This is a genomic window from Pseudomonas kitaguniensis, assembly GCF_049199985.1.
Taxonomy (GTDB): Bacteria; Pseudomonadota; Gammaproteobacteria; order Pseudomonadales; family Pseudomonadaceae; genus Aquipseudomonas; species Aquipseudomonas kitaguniensis.
In genome coordinates this window covers 52,563-68,256 of sequence record NZ_JBLZPT010000007.1, presented here as the reverse complement: position 1 = coordinate 68,256, position 15,694 = coordinate 52,563, and the positions used below count along the sequence as shown (strand labels likewise).

17 protein-coding genes are annotated in these 15,694 nt (G+C 60.9%); 11 read left to right on the top strand and 6 right to left on the bottom strand.

Annotated features, from left to right (window positions below):
• Positions 1 to 9: 9 nt before the first annotated feature.
• Positions 10 to 867, bottom strand: coding sequence for an SDR family oxidoreductase (locus ACOZK9_RS11755; protein WP_421555885.1), 858 nt, complete (start codon positions 865 to 867; stop codon positions 10 to 12).
• Between the two features lie 189 nt (positions 868 to 1,056).
• On the opposite strand from ACOZK9_RS11755, the gene exbB reads away from it, so the two are divergent.
• From exbB to ACOZK9_RS11720, 7 genes are all read left to right on the top strand, one after another.
• On the top strand, positions 1,057 to 2,037 hold the full coding sequence (gene exbB, locus ACOZK9_RS11750) for a tonB-system energizer ExbB (protein WP_421555884.1): 981 nt from the start codon (positions 1,057 to 1,059) through the stop codon (positions 2,035 to 2,037).
• Positions 2,038 to 2,043: 6 nt separating this feature from the next.
• On the top strand, positions 2,044 to 2,469 hold the full coding sequence (gene exbD, locus ACOZK9_RS11745) for a TonB system transport protein ExbD (protein ID WP_421555883.1): 426 nt from the start codon (positions 2,044 to 2,046) through the stop codon (positions 2,467 to 2,469).
• On the top strand, positions 2,466 to 3,245 hold the full coding sequence (locus ACOZK9_RS11740; RefSeq protein WP_421555882.1) for an energy transducer TonB family protein: 780 nt from the start codon (positions 2,466 to 2,468) through the stop codon (positions 3,243 to 3,245). The genes exbD and ACOZK9_RS11740 overlap by 4 nt, the downstream gene beginning before the upstream one ends.
• A gap of 148 nt (positions 3,246 to 3,393) precedes the next feature.
• A complete protein-coding gene (locus ACOZK9_RS11735) occupies positions 3,394 to 4,314 on the top strand; it encodes a hydrogen peroxide-inducible genes activator (protein WP_058415729.1) in 921 nt (306 codons plus the stop codon).
• Between the two features lie 25 nt (positions 4,315 to 4,339).
• Entirely contained in the window at positions 4,340 to 6,415 is a 2,076-nt protein-coding gene (gene recG / locus ACOZK9_RS11730) for an ATP-dependent DNA helicase RecG (RefSeq protein ID WP_421555881.1), read from the top strand.
• A gap of 136 nt (positions 6,416 to 6,551) precedes the next feature.
• Positions 6,552 to 7,952, top strand: coding sequence for an aminoacyl-tRNA deacylase and HDOD domain-containing protein (locus ACOZK9_RS11725; protein ID WP_058415731.1), 1,401 nt, complete (start codon positions 6,552 to 6,554; stop codon positions 7,950 to 7,952).
• 297 nt (positions 7,953 to 8,249) lie between these two features.
• Complete coding sequence (locus ACOZK9_RS11720; protein WP_421555880.1) at positions 8,250 to 8,579, top strand: hypothetical protein; 330 nt, start codon at positions 8,250 to 8,252, stop codon at positions 8,577 to 8,579.
• 127 nt (positions 8,580 to 8,706) lie between these two features.
• Here ACOZK9_RS11720 and ACOZK9_RS11715 read toward each other — a convergent pair whose 3' ends face one another.
• The 4 genes from ACOZK9_RS11715 to ACOZK9_RS11700 form a co-directional block, all read right to left on the bottom strand.
• Positions 8,707 to 9,084 carry a helicase gene (locus ACOZK9_RS11715; protein ID WP_421555879.1) on the bottom strand — a complete coding sequence of 126 codons (378 nt, stop codon included), beginning with the start codon at positions 9,082 to 9,084 and terminating at the stop codon, positions 8,707 to 8,709.
• 211 nt (positions 9,085 to 9,295) lie between these two features.
• Positions 9,296 to 9,571: an HU family DNA-binding protein gene (locus ACOZK9_RS11710; RefSeq protein ID WP_003213368.1), complete on the bottom strand. Its 276-nt coding sequence runs from the start codon at positions 9,569 to 9,571 to the stop codon at positions 9,296 to 9,298.
• Between the two features lie 191 nt (positions 9,572 to 9,762).
• A complete protein-coding gene (locus tag ACOZK9_RS11705) occupies positions 9,763 to 10,911 on the bottom strand; it encodes an NAD(P)/FAD-dependent oxidoreductase (protein WP_058415732.1) in 1,149 nt (382 codons plus the stop codon).
• A gap of 36 nt (positions 10,912 to 10,947) precedes the next feature.
• The gene (locus ACOZK9_RS11700; protein WP_003213373.1) at positions 10,948 to 11,115 is read right to left on the bottom strand and encodes a rubredoxin; all 168 of its coding nucleotides are present in this window, start codon (positions 11,113 to 11,115) and stop codon (positions 10,948 to 10,950) included.
• A gap of 195 nt (positions 11,116 to 11,310) precedes the next feature.
• Here ACOZK9_RS11700 and ACOZK9_RS11695 point away from each other — a divergent pair, with 195 nt between their 5' ends.
• Together ACOZK9_RS11695 and ubiA are read left to right on the top strand one after the other, a co-directional pair.
• Positions 11,311 to 11,874 (top strand): chorismate lyase, encoded by a 564-nt coding sequence (locus ACOZK9_RS11695; protein WP_172979594.1) that lies wholly within the window; start codon positions 11,311 to 11,313, stop codon positions 11,872 to 11,874.
• Positions 11,874 to 12,764 (top strand): 4-hydroxybenzoate octaprenyltransferase, encoded by an 891-nt coding sequence (gene ubiA, locus ACOZK9_RS11690; protein WP_058415734.1) that lies wholly within the window; start codon positions 11,874 to 11,876, stop codon positions 12,762 to 12,764. The genes ACOZK9_RS11695 and ubiA overlap by 1 nt, the downstream gene beginning before the upstream one ends.
• A 120-nt stretch (positions 12,765 to 12,884) precedes the next feature.
• Here ubiA and ACOZK9_RS11685 read toward each other — a convergent pair whose 3' ends face one another.
• Complete coding sequence (locus ACOZK9_RS11685; protein ID WP_058415735.1) at positions 12,885 to 13,262, bottom strand: COG4315 family predicted lipoprotein; 378 nt, start codon at positions 13,260 to 13,262, stop codon at positions 12,885 to 12,887.
• A 152-nt stretch (positions 13,263 to 13,414) separates the two neighbouring features.
• On the opposite strand from ACOZK9_RS11685, the gene phoB reads away from it, so the two are divergent.
• Positions 13,415 to 14,104 (top strand): phosphate regulon transcriptional regulator PhoB, encoded by a 690-nt coding sequence (gene phoB, locus ACOZK9_RS11680; protein WP_032884451.1) that lies wholly within the window; start codon positions 13,415 to 13,417, stop codon positions 14,102 to 14,104.
• Between the two features lie 131 nt (positions 14,105 to 14,235).
• Positions 14,236 to 15,522: a phosphate regulon sensor histidine kinase PhoR gene (phoR, locus tag ACOZK9_RS11675; RefSeq protein ID WP_421555930.1), complete on the top strand. Its 1,287-nt coding sequence runs from the start codon at positions 14,236 to 14,238 to the stop codon at positions 15,520 to 15,522.
• The last annotated feature ends 172 nt before the right edge of the window (positions 15,523 to 15,694 follow it).

Sequence of the window (15,694 nt, the reverse complement as noted above, 5' to 3'; positions counted from 1 at the left end):
CCTTTTCATTCAGCACTTACCTTCGAGGATAGCCGCATAGCCTTCGCGGTAGCTTGGGTAAGTCGGCACCCAGCCCAGCGCCTTGGCCCGCGCATTGCTGCATTGCTTGCTGCCCGCACGGCGCACGGTGGCTTCCTCGGCCCACTCGGTCACACCCAAGTAGTCGCGCAACCAAGCCACCACGTCCGCCAATGGGGCAGGTGCATCGTCGACGCCGATGTAGACCTTATCCAGCGAACCGCCCTGCTCCACACGCCGCAGCAAAAAGGCCAGCAAGCCCGCTGCGTCATCCGCGTGAATCCGGTTGCCATATAAAGGTGGGTCAATTGCCACGCGATAGCCTTGGCGCACTTGGGTCAACAGCCATTCGCGGCCAGGGCCGTAGATCCCGGTCAAACGCACGATGCTCGCGGGGATACCGCTGTTGAGCGCCACTTGCTCAGCTTGGAGCATCACTTGGCCGGAATATCCGGTGGCTTGGGTCTCGGACGTTTCGTCGACCCACTCGCCATTCTGTTGGCCGTACACACTGCTGCTGGAGACAAACAGCAAGTGCTTCGGGTGTTGGCCGTAGTCGCCCAGCCACTCCAACACATGCTGCAACCCTTGCACGTAAGCCGCGCGATACCCGGCCTCATCGTGGTCGGTGGCGGCAGCGCAATACACCACGTAGTCCACCCCGCCGATCGGCCAGGTGCCAGGGCAATCTTTGTTGAACAGGTCGCCGGCGATGCCGATCACGCCATCGGGCAGGCGCGAAATGTCTCGCCGCAGCCCGTAAACCTCCCAGCCTGAGGCCAGCAATTGGCTAGCCAGCCGACTACCCACATCACCGCAACCTGCAATCACAACAGAAGGCGCAGACATCACAAAACTCCATTCTCAAAGGCCTAGATTAGCCTTCACCGATGACTTGGGGCCAGAAAAACGACAAATAAAGTTACTGTATTACTTCTGTTAACAAGAATTACTTGCAATAATGACCGCCCATTTGTCCTCGACCTCATCAGGTCTGGCAGGACGATCACTCATTCTTTTCTCTTAGGTCCGGCCAGCATGACACGTCATACAAACCCCGCTTCGCCAACCAAGCTTCACAGCCCATCCCGCGCCTGGCGTGCGATTGCTGCGATGCTGTTCAGCGTATTGCTGGCATCGACCGCCGCATTCGCTGACGCTGCTGCCCCAGCCGCTCCGGCCGCTGCCGAGCAGACTACAGCCACCCCGGCTGCACCCGCCGCGGCGCCAGCCGCCACCGACCCGGCGCAGGCCGCCGGCCCGGCCGTTGCCGACGAGTCCGGGGCTGTACTGGAAGAAGACAACACGCTGGGCATGGCCCATGACCTGTCGCCGTGGGGCATGTACCAGAATGCTGACGTGGTGGTGAAAGCCGTGATGATCGGCCTGGCCATTGCCTCGATCATTACCTGGACCATCTGGATCGCCAAGGGCTTCGAGCTGCTGGGCGCCAAGCGTCGTCTGCGCACTGAAATCGTCCACCTGAAAAAAGCCACCACCCTCAAGGAAGCCAGCGACACCGCGACCAAAAAGGGCACCCTGGCCCACACGCTGGTGCAGGACGCGCTGGAAGAAATGCGCCTGTCGGCCAACGCCCGCGAAAAAGAAGGCATCAAGGAGCGCGTGGCCTTCCGCCTGGAGCGCCTGGTGGCCGCCTGCGGACGTAACATGAGCAGCGGCACCGGCGTGCTGGCTACCATTGGCTCTACCGCGCCGTTCGTCGGCCTGTTCGGCACCGTGTGGGGCATCATGAACAGCTTCATCGGTATCGCCAAAACCCAGACAACCAACCTCGCCGTGGTTGCCCCCGGCATCGCCGAAGCATTGCTGGCAACCGCCCTCGGCTTGGTTGCGGCGATTCCTGCGGTGGTGATCTACAACGTCTTCGCCCGTTCGATTGCCGGCTACAAGGCCCAGGTATCGGACGCGTCGGCAGAAGTCCTGCTGCTGGTCAGCCGCGACCTCGATCACCTGCCTACCGAGCGCAGCTCGCAACCGCACATGGTGAAAGTGGGGTAATCGGCCATGGGCCTGCATTTGAATCAAGGCGACGATGAACTCGTCGAGAACCACGAAATCAACGTCACTCCCTTTATCGACGTGATGCTGGTGCTGCTGATCATCTTTATGGTGGCGGCGCCGTTGGCGACCGTGGACATCAAGGTCGACCTGCCCGCGTCCAGCGCCAAGCCTGCACCGCGGCCGGAGAAACCGATTTTCCTCAGCGTCAAGGCGGACCAACGCCTGTTCCTGGGCGAAGAAGAAGTCAAAGCTGAAACCCTGGGCCCGGTGCTCGACGCCAAGACCCTAGGCAAGAAAGACACGACCATCTTCTTCCAGGCCGACAAGGGCGTGGACTACGGCGACCTGATGAGTGTGATGGATGCCCTGCGCGCGGCCGGCTACCTCAAGGTAGGCCTGGTTGGGCTTGAGACGGCAGCCAAGAAATGATCACGACGCGCCACAAACTGACGCGTTATGGCACCAGCCTTGCCGTCGTGCTGGGCGTGCATGCCGTCGCGATTATCATCGCGCTCCAATGGTCCGCGCCGCGCCCGGTGACGTTGCCGCCCGCCGCTATGGTCATCGACCTGGCGCCGATGCCGGCGCCGCCACCTCCGGCACCGCCCAAGGTGGTCACGCCGCCGCAGCCGCCTGCACCGGTAGAAGAGTTGCCGTTGCCGAAACTGGCCGAGGCGCCCAAGCCGACAATCCAGGTGCCCGAGGCGCCCAAGCCGACAATCCAGGTGCCCAAGCCGGTCAAACCCAAGCCCAAACCTCAGCCGCCCAAGCCTGTGGAGAAAAAGCCCGAGCCGCCCAAGGAAAAACCTTCCGAGGAGCCACCGAGCGAAACGCCACCGACCAAAACGCCTGCGGAAAAATCTGCCCAGCCGGTTCCTGGCCCATCGCCACAGCAATTGGCCGCCAAGGCTTCCTGGCAAGGCGAGCTACTGGCGCACTTGCAGAAATACAAGAAGTACCCGCCAAGCGCCCAGCGCAGTGGCAAGGAAGGCTTGAACCGCCTGCGTTTTGTGGTGGACGGCGAAGGCAACGTGCTGTCCTACGAATTGGTCGGTCGCTCCGGCAATGCCGACCTGGACCGCGCAACCCTGGACATGATCCGTCGCGCCCAGCCACTGCCCAAGCCTCCGGCCGACATGCTGACCGGCGGCAGCGTCGAAATCGTCGCGCCGTTCGTTTACAACATCCAGAAGCCTCGCCGGTAGCATGTGGGAGGGGGCTTGCTCCCTCCCACATTGGATTTGATTGCCTCAAAAAATCACACTCCCCGCTCAATCCACAGCAAAGTTCTGATAACGTGCGTCTATCGATTGCAGCCGGTATGCTTGGCCCGCAACCTCATGGACGCCCGCTATGACTCTTACAGAATTACGCTACATCGTGACCCTCGCCCAAGAACAGCACTTCGGCCACGCGGCCGAGCGTTGCCACGTCAGCCAGCCGACGCTGTCGGTGGGTGTGAAAAAGCTTGAAGACGAACTCGGTGTGCTGATTTTCGAGCGCAGCAAGAGCGCCGTGCGCCTCACGCCGGTAGGCGAAGGTATTGTTGCGCAGGCCCAAAAGGTCCTGGAACAAGCGCAAAGCATTCGCGAGCTGGCCCAAGCCGGCAAAAACCAGCTGACCGCACCGCTGAAGGTCGGCGCCATCTACACCGTTGGCCCGTATTTGTTCCCGCACCTGATTCCGCAACTGCACCGCGTCGCGCCGCAGATGCCGCTGTACATCGAAGAAAACTTCACTCACGTACTGCGCGACAAACTGCGCAACGGTGAGCTGGACGCGGTGATCATCGCGCTGCCGTTCCAGGAGGCGGACGTGTTGACCCTGCCGCTCTATGACGAGCCGTTTTACGTGCTGATGCCAGCCTCCCACCCGTGGACGCAAAAAGACACCATCGACGCCGCCTTGCTCAACGACAAGAGCCTGCTGCTGCTCGGCGAAGGTCACTGTTTCCGCGACCAGGTACTGGAAGCCTGCCCGACGCTGACCAAGGGTAATGACGGCGCCAAACACACCACCGTCGAATCCAGCTCTCTGGAAACCATTCGCCACATGGTGGCGTCCGGCCTGGGTATTTCGATTCTGCCGCTGTCGGCGGTGGACAGCCATCACTATGCCCCGGGCGTGATCGCCGTGCGCCCACTGACGCCGCCGGTGCCGTTCCGCACCGTGGCGATTGCCTGGCGTGCGAGTTTCCCGCGGCCGAAAGCCATTGAGATCCTCGCCGACTCGATCCGCCTGTGCTCGGTGGCCAAACCGCCTGCCGCGAGCTAAGTGCCTGTATGACTGAGCGACTGTAATGACCGAGTTGTCGCAGGTGTCGGTGACCGCACTCAAGGGTGTCGGCGAAGCCATGGCCGAAAAGCTCGCCAAGGTGGGCCTGGAGAACCTCCAGGACGTGCTGTTCCACCTGCCCCTGCGCTATCAGGACCGCACGCGTGTGGTGCCCATCGGCCACTTGCGGCCTGGGCAAGATGCGGTGGTTGAAGGCACCGTCAGTGGTGCCGACGTGGTGATGGGCAAGCGCCGCAGTTTGGTCGTGCGCCTGCAGGACGGCACCGGCGGCTTGAGCCTGCGCTTCTACCATTTCAGCAACGCGCAGAAGGACGGCCTTAAGCGCGGCACCCGCGTGCGCTGCTACGGTGAAGCGCGGCCGGGTGCCTCGGGGCTTGAAATCTACCACCCGGAATACCGCGCCATTACCGGCGACGAGCCGCCGCCGGTGGACACCACGCTCACGCCGATCTACCCGCTGACCGAAGGCCTGACCCAACAACGCTTGCGCCAGCTGTGCATGCAGACCCTGGCCATGCTCGGCCCAAAAAGCCTGCCCGACTGGCTGCCACTGGAGCTGGCGCGCGACTACCAACTGGCGCCACTGGACGATGCGATTCGCTACTTGCATCACCCACCCGCCGACGCCGATGTCGACGAGCTGGCCTTGGGGCACCACTGGGCTCAACACCGCCTGGCCTTTGAAGAACTGCTGACCCATCAGCTGTCCCAACAGCGCCTGCGCGAGAGCATGCGCTCGCTGCGCGCGCCAGCAATGCCCAAGGCCAAGCGCCTGCCTGCGCAATACCTGGCTAACCTCGGGTTTGCGCCGACGGGCGCGCAAGTGCGCGTCGGCAATGAAATCGCCTACGACCTGAGCCAGCACGAACCCATGCTGCGGCTGATTCAGGGCGACGTGGGCGCGGGTAAAACCGTAGTCGCCGCCCTCGCCGCCTTGCAGGCTCTGGAAGCCGGTTACCAAGTGGCGCTGATGGCACCTACCGAGATTCTCGCCGAGCAACATTTCATCACCTTCAAGCGCTGGCTCGAACCGCTGGGCCTGGAAGTGGCGTGGCTGGCGGGTAAGCTCAAGGGCAAGGTTCGCGCGTCGGCACTCGAGCAGATCGCGGGCGGCGCACCGATGGTGGTGGGCACCCACGCGCTGTTTCAGGAAGAAGTGAAGTTCAAGAACCTGGCCTTGGTGATTATCGACGAACAACACCGCTTCGGCGTGCAACAGCGCCTGGCACTGCGCCAGAAAGGTGTGGGCGGCCGCATGAACCCGCACCAGTTGATCATGACCGCCACACCGATTCCGCGCACCCTGGCGATGAGCGCCTACGCCGACCTCGACACCTCGATCCTCGATGAGCTGCCGCCTGGGCGTACGCCGGTCAACACTGTGCTGGTGACCGACAGCCGGCGCGTGGAAGTGATCGAACGCGTGCGTGGCGCGTGTGCCGAAGGCCGCCAGGCGTACTGGGTATGCACGCTGATTGAAGAGTCCGAAGAGCTGACCTGCCAAGCCGCAGAGACCACTTACGAAGACCTCACCAGTGCCTTGGGCGAGCTCAAGGTTGGGCTGATTCATGGGCGCATGAAGCCTGCAGAAAAAGCCGCGGTGATGGCCGAATTCAAAGCCGGTAACCTGCAATTGCTGGTGGCCACCACGGTGATCGAAGTCGGTGTGGATGTGCCCAACGCCAGCTTGATGATCATCGAAAACCCCGAGCGCCTGGGCCTCGCCCAACTGCACCAACTACGCGGCCGCGTTGGCCGGGGCAGCGCCGCCAGCCACTGCGTGCTGCTCTACCACCCGCCGCTGTCACAGATCGGGCGCCAACGTTTGGGCATCATGCGCGAAACCAACGATGGTTTTGTCATCGCCGAAAAAGACCTTGAACTGCGCGGCCCCGGCGAAATGCTCGGCACCCGCCAGACCGGCCTGCTGCAATTTAAAGTCGCCGACCTGATGCGCGACGCTGACTTGTTGCCTGCCGTGCGCGACGCGGCGCAAGCCCTGCTTGAACGCTGGCCGGATCACGTCAGCCCGTTGCTGGACCGCTGGCTACGGCATGGGCAGCAATACGGCCAAGTGTGACGCCTGAGGTTTGCGCGCGTACGCTGCGCGCGCCTGCGGCGCTTAGACGCCAACCACGTCACAAACCACAGTTAGTCGACCAACATCGGTAGCAAGCTGGTTATACTTCTGTGACTGTACGAAATTGGATCAGGCCATGTCAGAAGTAGCCCTCGCCACAGCCCCACTGACCGCCCCGTCGGTCATTCAGGCTCTGCTCGCAAAGCTCGCCATCCCTTACACGGAAGTTGCCGAACATGCTGGCCTGAATCCCGCACGAAAGGTCCAGGCAGTGCTGCTGGAAGATGCCGTGGGCGCGCTCATGGTGCTGTTCCCGCAGAGCCAATTGCTCGACCTCAACCGTCTCGCCGAACTCACGGGTCGCCGCCTCACAGCGGTGTCGCCGGAGCGTGTCGAGCGCATGCTCGGCAAACATGAACTGAGCCTGCTGCCAGGCCTGCCGGCGATGACCAGTTCGCCGTGCCTGTACGAGGGCAGCCTGCTGAGCGAGCCGAGCCTGCTGGTGCATTCGGGCGAAGCCGGTGTGCTGCTGGAGATCGCCAGCGCCGACTTCAAGACGATGCTGACCAAGGCCAGCGCCGGGCACTTCGGCGAGCCTTTGAGCAACATTCGGCCCAACCTCGACCGCCCCAACGATGACCGCGAGGAAATCACCCAGGCGATGCAGGCGTTTACCGCGCGCCGAATCCAGCAACGCCTGGAAGCCACCATCGAGATTCCGCCGCTGGCCGACACCGCGCAGAAGATCATCAAGCTGCGCGTCGACCCCAACGCCACCATTGATGACATCACCGGCGTGGTCGAAACCGACCCGGCCCTGGCTGCCCAAGTGGTCAGTTGGGCCGCGTCGCCGTATTACGCCTCGCCAGGCAAAATTCGTTCAGTGGAAGACGCCATCGTGCGCGTGCTGGGCTTTGACCTGGTGATCAACCTCGCTCTGGGCCTGGCCTTGGGCAAAACCTTGAGCCTGCCTAAAGACAACCCGCATCAGGCCACACCGTACTGGCACCAGTCGATCTACACCGCTGCGGTGATCGAAGGCCTGACCCGCGCCATGCCGCGCGCCCAGCGCCCGGAAGCCGGCCTGACGTATCTGGCCGGCTTGCTGCACAACTTCGGTTATCTGCTGCTGGCGCACGTGTTCCCGCCTCACTTCTCGCTGATCTGCCGTCACCTGGAGGTCAACCCGCACCTGTGCCACAGCTATGTCGAGCAGCATTTGCTGGGCATCAGCCGCGAGCAGATCGGCGCCTGGCTGATGCGCTACTGGGACATGCCGGACGAACTGTCCACCGCCCTGCGCTTCCAGCACGACCCGAACTACGACGGCCAATACGCCGAGTACCCGAACCTGGTGTGCCTGGCCGTGCGCCTGCTGCGCAGCCGAGGTATCGGCTCGGGGCCGGTCGAGGCGATTCCGGATGCATTACTGGAGCGTCTGGGGTTGAGCCGCGAAAAGGCTGAAGCAGTGGTCGGCAAAGTGCTGGATGCCGAGGTGCTGTTGCGCGAGCTGGCATCGCAGTTCACGCAGGGTTAAAAGCGCCATCGCAGCGCTGCGGCCTGACCGACCGTGGTGCCTGCATCGCGAGCAAGCCCGGCTCCCACATTGGTCGCGTTCCAATGTGAGAGTTGGCTTACCGGCGATGAACCCAACTCGGCCTGACTGACGAAACCTTTAAACCCTTATTAATCTTCGCTATAAATACAAGAACAAACCACGATAAAAAACTGTCATCCTTAACAGGTTCATATTAAAACCCTATAGGTTAGCGTTGTAATTGTCGGGTATTCGATACTTAGCAAAACGCAAATAACCGTTTTAGGGAGATTAAAAATGGCTAAAAATAATCCAGCACTAGAAGGAACATACTTCAGCGAAGCAACGCGTGAATACACTATTTTAAAACTAAAAATAAGCTCTGCTGATTATGATACGGGCGCAATTAAGGGTTGTCTTTTATCCGTTGACATGGCCGATATCCCAAATATGAGTGGCGGCTACCATCGTGAATCCTCGCCACCTAATAGCACGAAAATTAGTGTTACGGCTGGGGATTGTCGTCTTGACCTGCGCGCTGACGACTACGCTTACAAGAAATTGTATGGAACGTTGTTAGATTCAGCAACGAACAAGACTTCAAATATAACGTTCAATAAGCGCTGACCTGAATCTGTTGGATTAAATGGCGTCGTAGAGCTTGCTCCCGAAAACTAAAAATAACGTGGGGTTCCAAATCCCCGCGTCATCGTTCACGACCTTCGTGAGCAAGCTCAGTCCACGTATCCGGTGCTCAACGCTTGTTTTTCTTCGGCTTCAAATACTTGGTCAAGCCCTGAAACCAGATTACCAGCGCCGGGTTGCCTTTGATCTGAATCGACTTGTCCTGAATGCCCGTCATGAACGCCAGTTGCTTGTTCTTGGCCTGCATCGTGGCGAAGCCGTAGGCGGCATCTTTGAAGGCGATAGCAAAGGCCGGCGCTGGGTGAACACCTGAGCGGCTGCTGATGCGCTGGTCTTTGACGATGAAGTGACGGGCAACGTTGCCGTCAAGAGTCTGCAACTGGAACGCCAGGTCTTTGTCACCCAGTTGTTGCTGGAAAGCAGGGTTGGTACGGCTGGCTTTGCCCATCATCAGGCCCAGTACCCACAGCAAAAGACGAAATTTCATGCAAACGGCCTCGGTCTGATTATTAAGTGGCCGCGACAGTTTAACGATTTGCAGGTGGAACGCCACCGATCTTGCGCTTTAGCCGGAGATCGGCAGGCGTTTAACGCTTATAGCAACAAATCCCCCGCGCTTTAAACAAAAAATGGGCACCCGACCCAGCCGGCGTGCCCATTCTTTTTACCGCCCCTCCTCCCTTCGAGACGTACCGCTGTTACGGATTGACGCTGTCTTTGAGCGACTTGCCCGGCTTGAACGCAACGGTGTTGCTGGCCTTGATTTTCACAGGTTCACCGGTTTGCGGGTTTTTGCCGGTGCGGGCGCCGCGGTGGCGTTGCAGGAAGGTGCCGAAGCCAACCAGGGTGACGCTGTCCTTGCGATGCAGGGCGCCGGTGATTTCTTCGAGAACGGCATTGAGGACGCGGTTGGCCTGTTCCTTGGTGAGATCCGCTTTTTCAGCGATGGCGGCTGCGAGTTCTGGTTTACGCATAAGTGAAGCCTCTTTGACGGTTTTTTGTTGTTATGTCCGTGCTGCTCTCTAACGGAGCAGCGCCCAAGGCGCCGCAGGCTCTACTCTGCGGCAGACGGGAGTGAGGATGGCATGCCCTCGGACGCCGCGCCAGTCTCGCGGCGACCTTTCTACCGGGAAAAACCGGGTTATTCCGACAGAACGACAGCTATTTACGCCAGCAGCGGAGGAAGTTCTTTGTTCAAGGCCAGTTTTTCCATCACAGCGCTGCCGGTCAGTGCATAACCCAGCAGGCGGCCACTCGCGTCGCGGCACAAGGCCTTGATGTCGGCGCCCTGCCCCTCAACGCTCCACACCCCTTCGGTGCCGCGTGGCGGTGGCGAAACCACCAGCGGGCAGACCGGGGTTTTCACGGTGATCGGCATCGGCCCGTAGCTGACGGCGGTAGCGTTGCCGGCCAGCGTCTGCGCCAGCGCGCGGGCGCAGCTCATCAGCGGCATCACGTAGAGCAGGTTCAGGCCATCGACCTCGGCGCAGTCGCCCAAGGCGTAGATATTGGCGTGGGAGGTCTTCAGGTGGCGGTCCACCATGATCCCGCGATTGATTTGCAGGCCGGCGGCGGCGGCAAGGTCGACACGCGGGCGCAGGCCGATAGCCGAGACCACCACATCGCAGTGGATCACTTCACCGTCCGACAGGTGCGCTTCCAGGCCGTCAGCGCTGCGCTGCAGGCGGTTGAGCACCGGCCCCAAGTGGAAACGCGCACCCAGGCCTTCCAGCCCGGCTTTTACCGCCGCAGCCGCCGCCGGGTGCAGCAGCGTCGGCATGACTTGCTCGCACGGCGCTACCAGGTCGATTTCGTAACCACCGAGGATCAGGTCGTTGGCGAATTCGCAGCCGATCAGCCCGGCGCCGAGCACCAGCACGCGGCGTTTGCCGGCCACCGCGGCGCGAAAGCGCGCGTAGTCTTCAAGGTCGTTGATCGGGAACACCAGCTCGCCCGCATCGCCTTCGACCGGCACACGCACCGTCTCTGCGCCCCACGCCAGGATCAAGTCACGGTAGGCCACGGCTTCTTCGCCGATCCACAGGCGCTTGTGGCCTGGGTCGATGCCGCTGATGCGGGTGTGCGTGCGCACTTCGGCCTTTAGCTGCTCGGCCATGGCGCCGGGTTCAGCCATGCTCAAGCCATCGGCCTGTTTGTTTTTGCCAAAGCCGGTGGAGAGCATGGGTTTGGAGTAGGAGCGCCCGTCATCCGCGGTGATCAGCAGCAATGGAGTCTCGCTGTCGAGCTTGCGAAACTCGCGGGCTACGTTGTAACCGGCCAATCCTGTGCCGATGATCACGACAGGTGCGTTCATTCCTTTCTCCTTGTAAGACGTTTCTTGATTCGACGATCAGCCGATTTCGATCATTTCAAAATCCATTTTACCGACGCCGCAGTCCGGGCACAGCCAGTCTTCCGGGACGTCCTGCCACAGAGTGCCGGGGGCGATTCCGTCATCCGGCCAGCCGTCTTTTTCGTCGTAGATCAGGCCGCACACTACACATTGCCACTTCTTCATTACTTGCTTCCTCAGGGTCCAGGCATCTTGGCCGACGGTCGATAGACCAACGTTGCCGCACGGCTCAGGGCGTTTTGTACTGATCGGGGCCGGCAGATGCAAGCGCGATCGACGCATGCGGCCAGTTTGGCCCGGCAAAAGCTCAGGACGCCATGGTAAGCTCGCCGCCTCTTTTGCTGCCAATACTGAATCACCGTGTCGCACTCAATCGACCTTCCCGATGCTTGCCAATGGCTGACCCAACGCCTTCTGAGCCCTGCGCCTGCGCCCCTGACCCTCAATTGGTTGTTCGACGAAGGCTCGCTGACACGGCGGCTGACGCAGTTGTCCAACGACGGTTTCAGCGTGACGCCGCTGTTCGAAGGCTGGCAGCCCCTGCGCGCGGATGAATGTGCCGCGCTGGGGCTGGCGCCGGCCACGGTCGGTTGGGTGCGCGAGGTGTACCTGCGTGGGCATGGCCAGCCTTGGGTGTTCGCCCGCAGCGTGGCGGCTCGCAGTGCCCTGCAGGGCGACGGCTTGCACATGGATGCGTTGGGCAGCCGCTCGTTGGGTGAATTGCTGTTCTGCGACCAGGCATTCGCGCGCCAGGCGATTGAAGTGTGCCATTACCCACGGCAATGGCTGCCGACTGCAGACCAGGTCGACGGCCTGTGGGCGCGCCGCTCGCGCTTTGATCGCGGGCCGCTGAGCGTGCTGGTCGCGGAAGTCTTCCTGCCGGGGTTTTGGCACGCGCTGCATGAACATCCGGAGAACCATTGATGTATCAACGCCTGCTCAAATCCTTGAACCGTTTGAACCCAAGGGCCTGGGACTTCATTCAGTTGACCCGCATGGACAAGCCGATCGGCATCTACCTGTTGCTGTGGCCGACGCTGTGGGCGCTATGGATCGCCGGCAAAGGCTCGCCTTCGTTGATCAATATCGTGATTTTTGTGCTGGGCGTGGCGCTGACCCGCGCCGGCGGCTGCGTGATCAATGATTGGGCCGACCGCAAGGTCGATGGCCATGTGAAACGCACTGAGCAGCGCCCGTTGGTGAGCGGCAAAATCAGCTCGAAAGAGGCGCTGGTATTTTTTGCGGTGCTGATGGGCATCAGTTTCTTGCTGGTGCTGCTGACCAACGCCACCACCATCCTGCTGTCACTCGGCGGCTTGGCCCTGGCGGCGAGCTACCCGTTCATGAAGCGTTACACCTATTACCCGCAGGTGGTGCTGGGCGCGGCGTTTTCCTGGGGTATGCCGATGGCGTTTACCGCCGAGACCGGGCACCTGCCTGCCACGGCGTGGCTGCTGTACATCGCCAACTTGCTGTGGACGGTGGGCTACGACACGTATTACGCGATGACTGACCGCGACGATGACTTGAAGATCGGCGTGAAATCCACCGCTATTTTGTTCGGCGATGCCGACCGAGTGATCATTCTCACCCTGCAAAGCCTGGCGCTGGTGTGCCTGCTGTTGGCGGGCATGCGGTTCGAGCTGGGCGGCTGGTTCCACTTGGGGTTGTTGGCGGCAGCGGGCTGTTTTGTCTGGGAATTCTGGTACACCCGCGACAGGGACCGCCTGAAATGCTTCAAGGCGTTTTTGCACAACCACTGGGCCGGGTTGGCGATTTTTGCCGGGATCGTGGCGGATTACGCATTTCGCTGAGACTGTTTGCGGTGGCTGTTCGGACGCCTTCGCGAGCAAGCCCGCTCCCACAGTTGAAATGCATTCCAAGTGGGGCAGCGGGCTTGCTCGCGAAGGCCTTAGTGGCACCGAGGCCGAGAGTCAGGGCTTGATGATGTGCCACGCGCCGCCCTTGCCATCACCGGTCTTGTCACCGGCTTTCTTGTCATCTTTATAGGTGTATACCGGTTTGCCTTCATAGGCCCACTGGCTGGTTTGATCATCACGCGTGATGACCGTCCACTTGCCCATCGACTTGTCGGTAGACTCGGCCTTCAGCGGCGGCCAGTTGGTCGCGCATTGGTCCTTGCACACCGACTTGCCGTCGGCATCCTTGTCGAAGGTGTAAAGGGTCAAACCCTTGTGGTCCACCAACATTCCATCTTTAGTCATCGCAGGCTCCGCCGCAAATGCCAGGGCCGGCAGCGTCAATGCGGCCGTTACCAGCAGGGCTTTCCAGGAAATCGTACGGTAAGTCATCGGAACCTTCCTTTTGTGGTTGTCAGGATTCGGACCCAAAGCGTAGCCCAGAGACGCACGAATTGCCCGAGCGACTAAATTACTGTCACACGAATGCAATAATTCCGTTATCTAATGCGGCGCAAGACAGTTAAATGACAAGAGGACTTAGCATGGTTGGCAGGAGCATTCTGATCGTCGACGACGAAGCGCCCATTCGCGAAATGATCGCCGTTGCGTTGGAAATGGCCGGCTATGACTGCCTGGAGGCTGAGAACTCCCAGCAGGCCCATGCGATTATCGTCGACCGCAAGCCGGACTTGATCTTGCTGGACTGGATGCTGCCCGGCACCTCCGGCATCGAACTGGCCCGCCGCCTCAAACGTGATGAGCTGACCGGGGATATTCCGATCATCATGCTCACCGCCAAAGGCGAAGAAGACAACAAGATCCAGGGCCTGGAAGTGGGTGCTGATGACTACATCACCAAGCCATTTTCGCCACGCGAACTGGTTGCCCGCCTCAAAGCCGTACTGCGCCGTGCCGGTCCGACCGATGGCGAAGCGCCTATCGAGGTCGGTGGCCTGATACTCGACCCGATCAGCCACCGCGTGACCATCGACGGCACACCGGCCGAGATGGGCCCGACCGAATACCGCCTGCTGCAATTTTTCATGACTCACCAGGAGCGCGCCTACACACGCGGCCAATTGCTCGATCAAGTGTGGGGCGGCAACGTGTACGTGGAGGAGCGCACCGTCGATGTGCATATCCGCCGCCTGCGCAAAGCCTTGGGCGATGCTTACGAGAATCTGGTACAAACCGTGCGCGGCACCGGCTACCGGTTTTCGACCAAAAGTTGAGCCACAAGCAGTCAGCGACAAGCGGCAAGTTAAAGCCAATGTGTTTTTACTTGTGGCTTGCCGCTTGAAACGTGTAACTGTCCGAAGGACCGATCGTGAACCAAAACTGGCATGGCACCCTGATCCGCCACATGTTGCTGTTAATCACCGGCTGCCTGGTGGTGGGCTTGGCCAGCGGCCAATACGGCTGGAGCCTGGCCGTGGGTATCGGCCTGTACCTGGGCTGGACCCTCAAACAATTGCTGCGCCTGCATGAATGGCTGCGCCAACACAAACCCGAGGAAGCGCCCCCCGACGGCTACGGCCTGTGGGGCGAGGTGTTCGACAGCATTTACCACCTGCAACGCCGCGACCAGCGGGTTCGCGGGCGCCTGCAAGCGGTGATCGACCGGGTGCAAGAGTCAACCGCCGCGCTGAAAGATGCGGTGATCATGCTCGACAGCGATGGCAACCTGGAATGGTGGAACCGCGCCGCTGAAACCCTGCTGGGCCTCAAGACGCCGCAAGACAGCGGCCAGCCGGTGACCAACCTGGTGCGCCACCCGCGCTTCAAGGAGTACTTCGAACAGGAGAACTACGACGAAGCACTGGAAATACCCTCGCCCACCAATGACCGCGTGCGCATCCAGCTTTACCTGACGCGCTACGGCAACAACGAACACTTGATGCTGGTGCGTGACGTAACCCGCATTCACCAGTTGGAACAGATGCGCAAAGACTTCGTCGCCAACGTCTCGCATGAGCTGCGCACGCCGCTGACGGTGATCTGCGGCTACCTGGAGACGCTGCTCGACAACGTCGACGAGATCAACCCGCGCTGGAGCCGTGCCCTGCAGCAGATGCAGCAGCAAGGTTCACGCATGCAAACCCTGCTCAACGACCTGCTGTTACTGGCCAAGCTTGAAGCCACCGATTACCCGTCGGACAACCAACCGGTCAGCGTGCAAAGCCTGTTGCAGACCATCAAAAACGACGCCCAGGCCCTCTCCGGCCAGCGCGGGCAACACATCACCCTGGAAGCCGACGCCCTGGTGCTGCTCAAAGGCAGCGAGGGCGAACTGCGCAGCGCGTTTTCCAACCTGGTGTTCAACGCCGTCAAGTACACCCAGGACAAAGGCACTATTCGCATCCGCTGGTGGGCCGATGAGCACGGCGCGCACTTGAGCGTGCAGGACTCCGGCATCGGCATCGACGCCAAGCACTTACCGCGCCTGACCGAGCGGTTCTACCGCGTCGACTCCAGCCGCAACTCAAACACCGGCGGCACCGGGCTTGGTTTGGCGATCGTCAAACACGTGTTGTTGCGCCACCGTGCGCGGCTGGAAATCACCAGCGTGCTGGGCCATGGCAGTACCTTCACCTGCCACTTTCCACCGACGCAAGTGACCCGTTCGCGAGTGATCGAGAAGGATGAGTAACCCAAACACACCACCAACCCAATGTGGGAGGGGGCTTGCTCCCGATGGCGGTGTATGAGCCGACAGATTTGCTGACTGATACTTCCTCATCGGGAGCAAGCCCCGTCCCACATTAGAATTTCACGCTTTTCGACAACACTTTCCCGGTCCCGCCCGGCAGCGGGCACTAGGC

What these genes read in the sequence shown, in the direction of transcription:
- ACOZK9_RS11755 (WP_421555885.1), bottom strand. Translation starts at nt 867, where the DNA reads ATGTCTGCGCCTTCTGTTGTGATTGCAGGTTGCGGTGATGTGGGTAGT.
- exbB (WP_421555884.1), top strand. Translation starts at nt 1,057, where the DNA reads ATGACACGTCATACAAACCCCGCTTCGCCAACCAAGCTTCACAGCCCA.
- exbD (WP_421555883.1), top strand. Translation starts at nt 2,044, where the DNA reads ATGGGCCTGCATTTGAATCAAGGCGACGATGAACTCGTCGAGAACCAC.
- ACOZK9_RS11740 (WP_421555882.1), top strand. Translation starts at nt 2,466, where the DNA reads ATGATCACGACGCGCCACAAACTGACGCGTTATGGCACCAGCCTTGCC.
- ACOZK9_RS11735 (WP_058415729.1), top strand. Translation starts at nt 3,394, where the DNA reads ATGACTCTTACAGAATTACGCTACATCGTGACCCTCGCCCAAGAACAG.
- recG (WP_421555881.1), top strand. Translation starts at nt 4,340, where the DNA reads ATGACCGAGTTGTCGCAGGTGTCGGTGACCGCACTCAAGGGTGTCGGC.
- ACOZK9_RS11725 (WP_058415731.1), top strand. Translation starts at nt 6,552, where the DNA reads ATGTCAGAAGTAGCCCTCGCCACAGCCCCACTGACCGCCCCGTCGGTC.
- ACOZK9_RS11720 (WP_421555880.1), top strand. Translation starts at nt 8,250, where the DNA reads ATGGCTAAAAATAATCCAGCACTAGAAGGAACATACTTCAGCGAAGCA.
- ACOZK9_RS11715 (WP_421555879.1), bottom strand. Translation starts at nt 9,084, where the DNA reads ATGAAATTTCGTCTTTTGCTGTGGGTACTGGGCCTGATGATGGGCAAA.
- ACOZK9_RS11710 (WP_003213368.1), bottom strand. Translation starts at nt 9,571, where the DNA reads ATGCGTAAACCAGAACTCGCAGCCGCCATCGCTGAAAAAGCGGATCTC.
- ACOZK9_RS11705 (WP_058415732.1), bottom strand. Translation starts at nt 10,911, where the DNA reads ATGAACGCACCTGTCGTGATCATCGGCACAGGATTGGCCGGTTACAAC.
- ACOZK9_RS11700 (WP_003213373.1), bottom strand. Translation starts at nt 11,115, where the DNA reads ATGAAGAAGTGGCAATGTGTAGTGTGCGGCCTGATCTACGACGAAAAA.
- ubiA (WP_058415734.1), top strand. Translation starts at nt 11,874, where the DNA reads ATGTATCAACGCCTGCTCAAATCCTTGAACCGTTTGAACCCAAGGGCC.
- ACOZK9_RS11685 (WP_058415735.1), bottom strand. Translation starts at nt 13,262, where the DNA reads ATGACTTACCGTACGATTTCCTGGAAAGCCCTGCTGGTAACGGCCGCA.
- phoB (WP_032884451.1), top strand. Translation starts at nt 13,415, where the DNA reads ATGGTTGGCAGGAGCATTCTGATCGTCGACGACGAAGCGCCCATTCGC.
- phoR (WP_421555930.1), top strand. Translation starts at nt 14,236, where the DNA reads ATGTTGCTGTTAATCACCGGCTGCCTGGTGGTGGGCTTGGCCAGCGGC.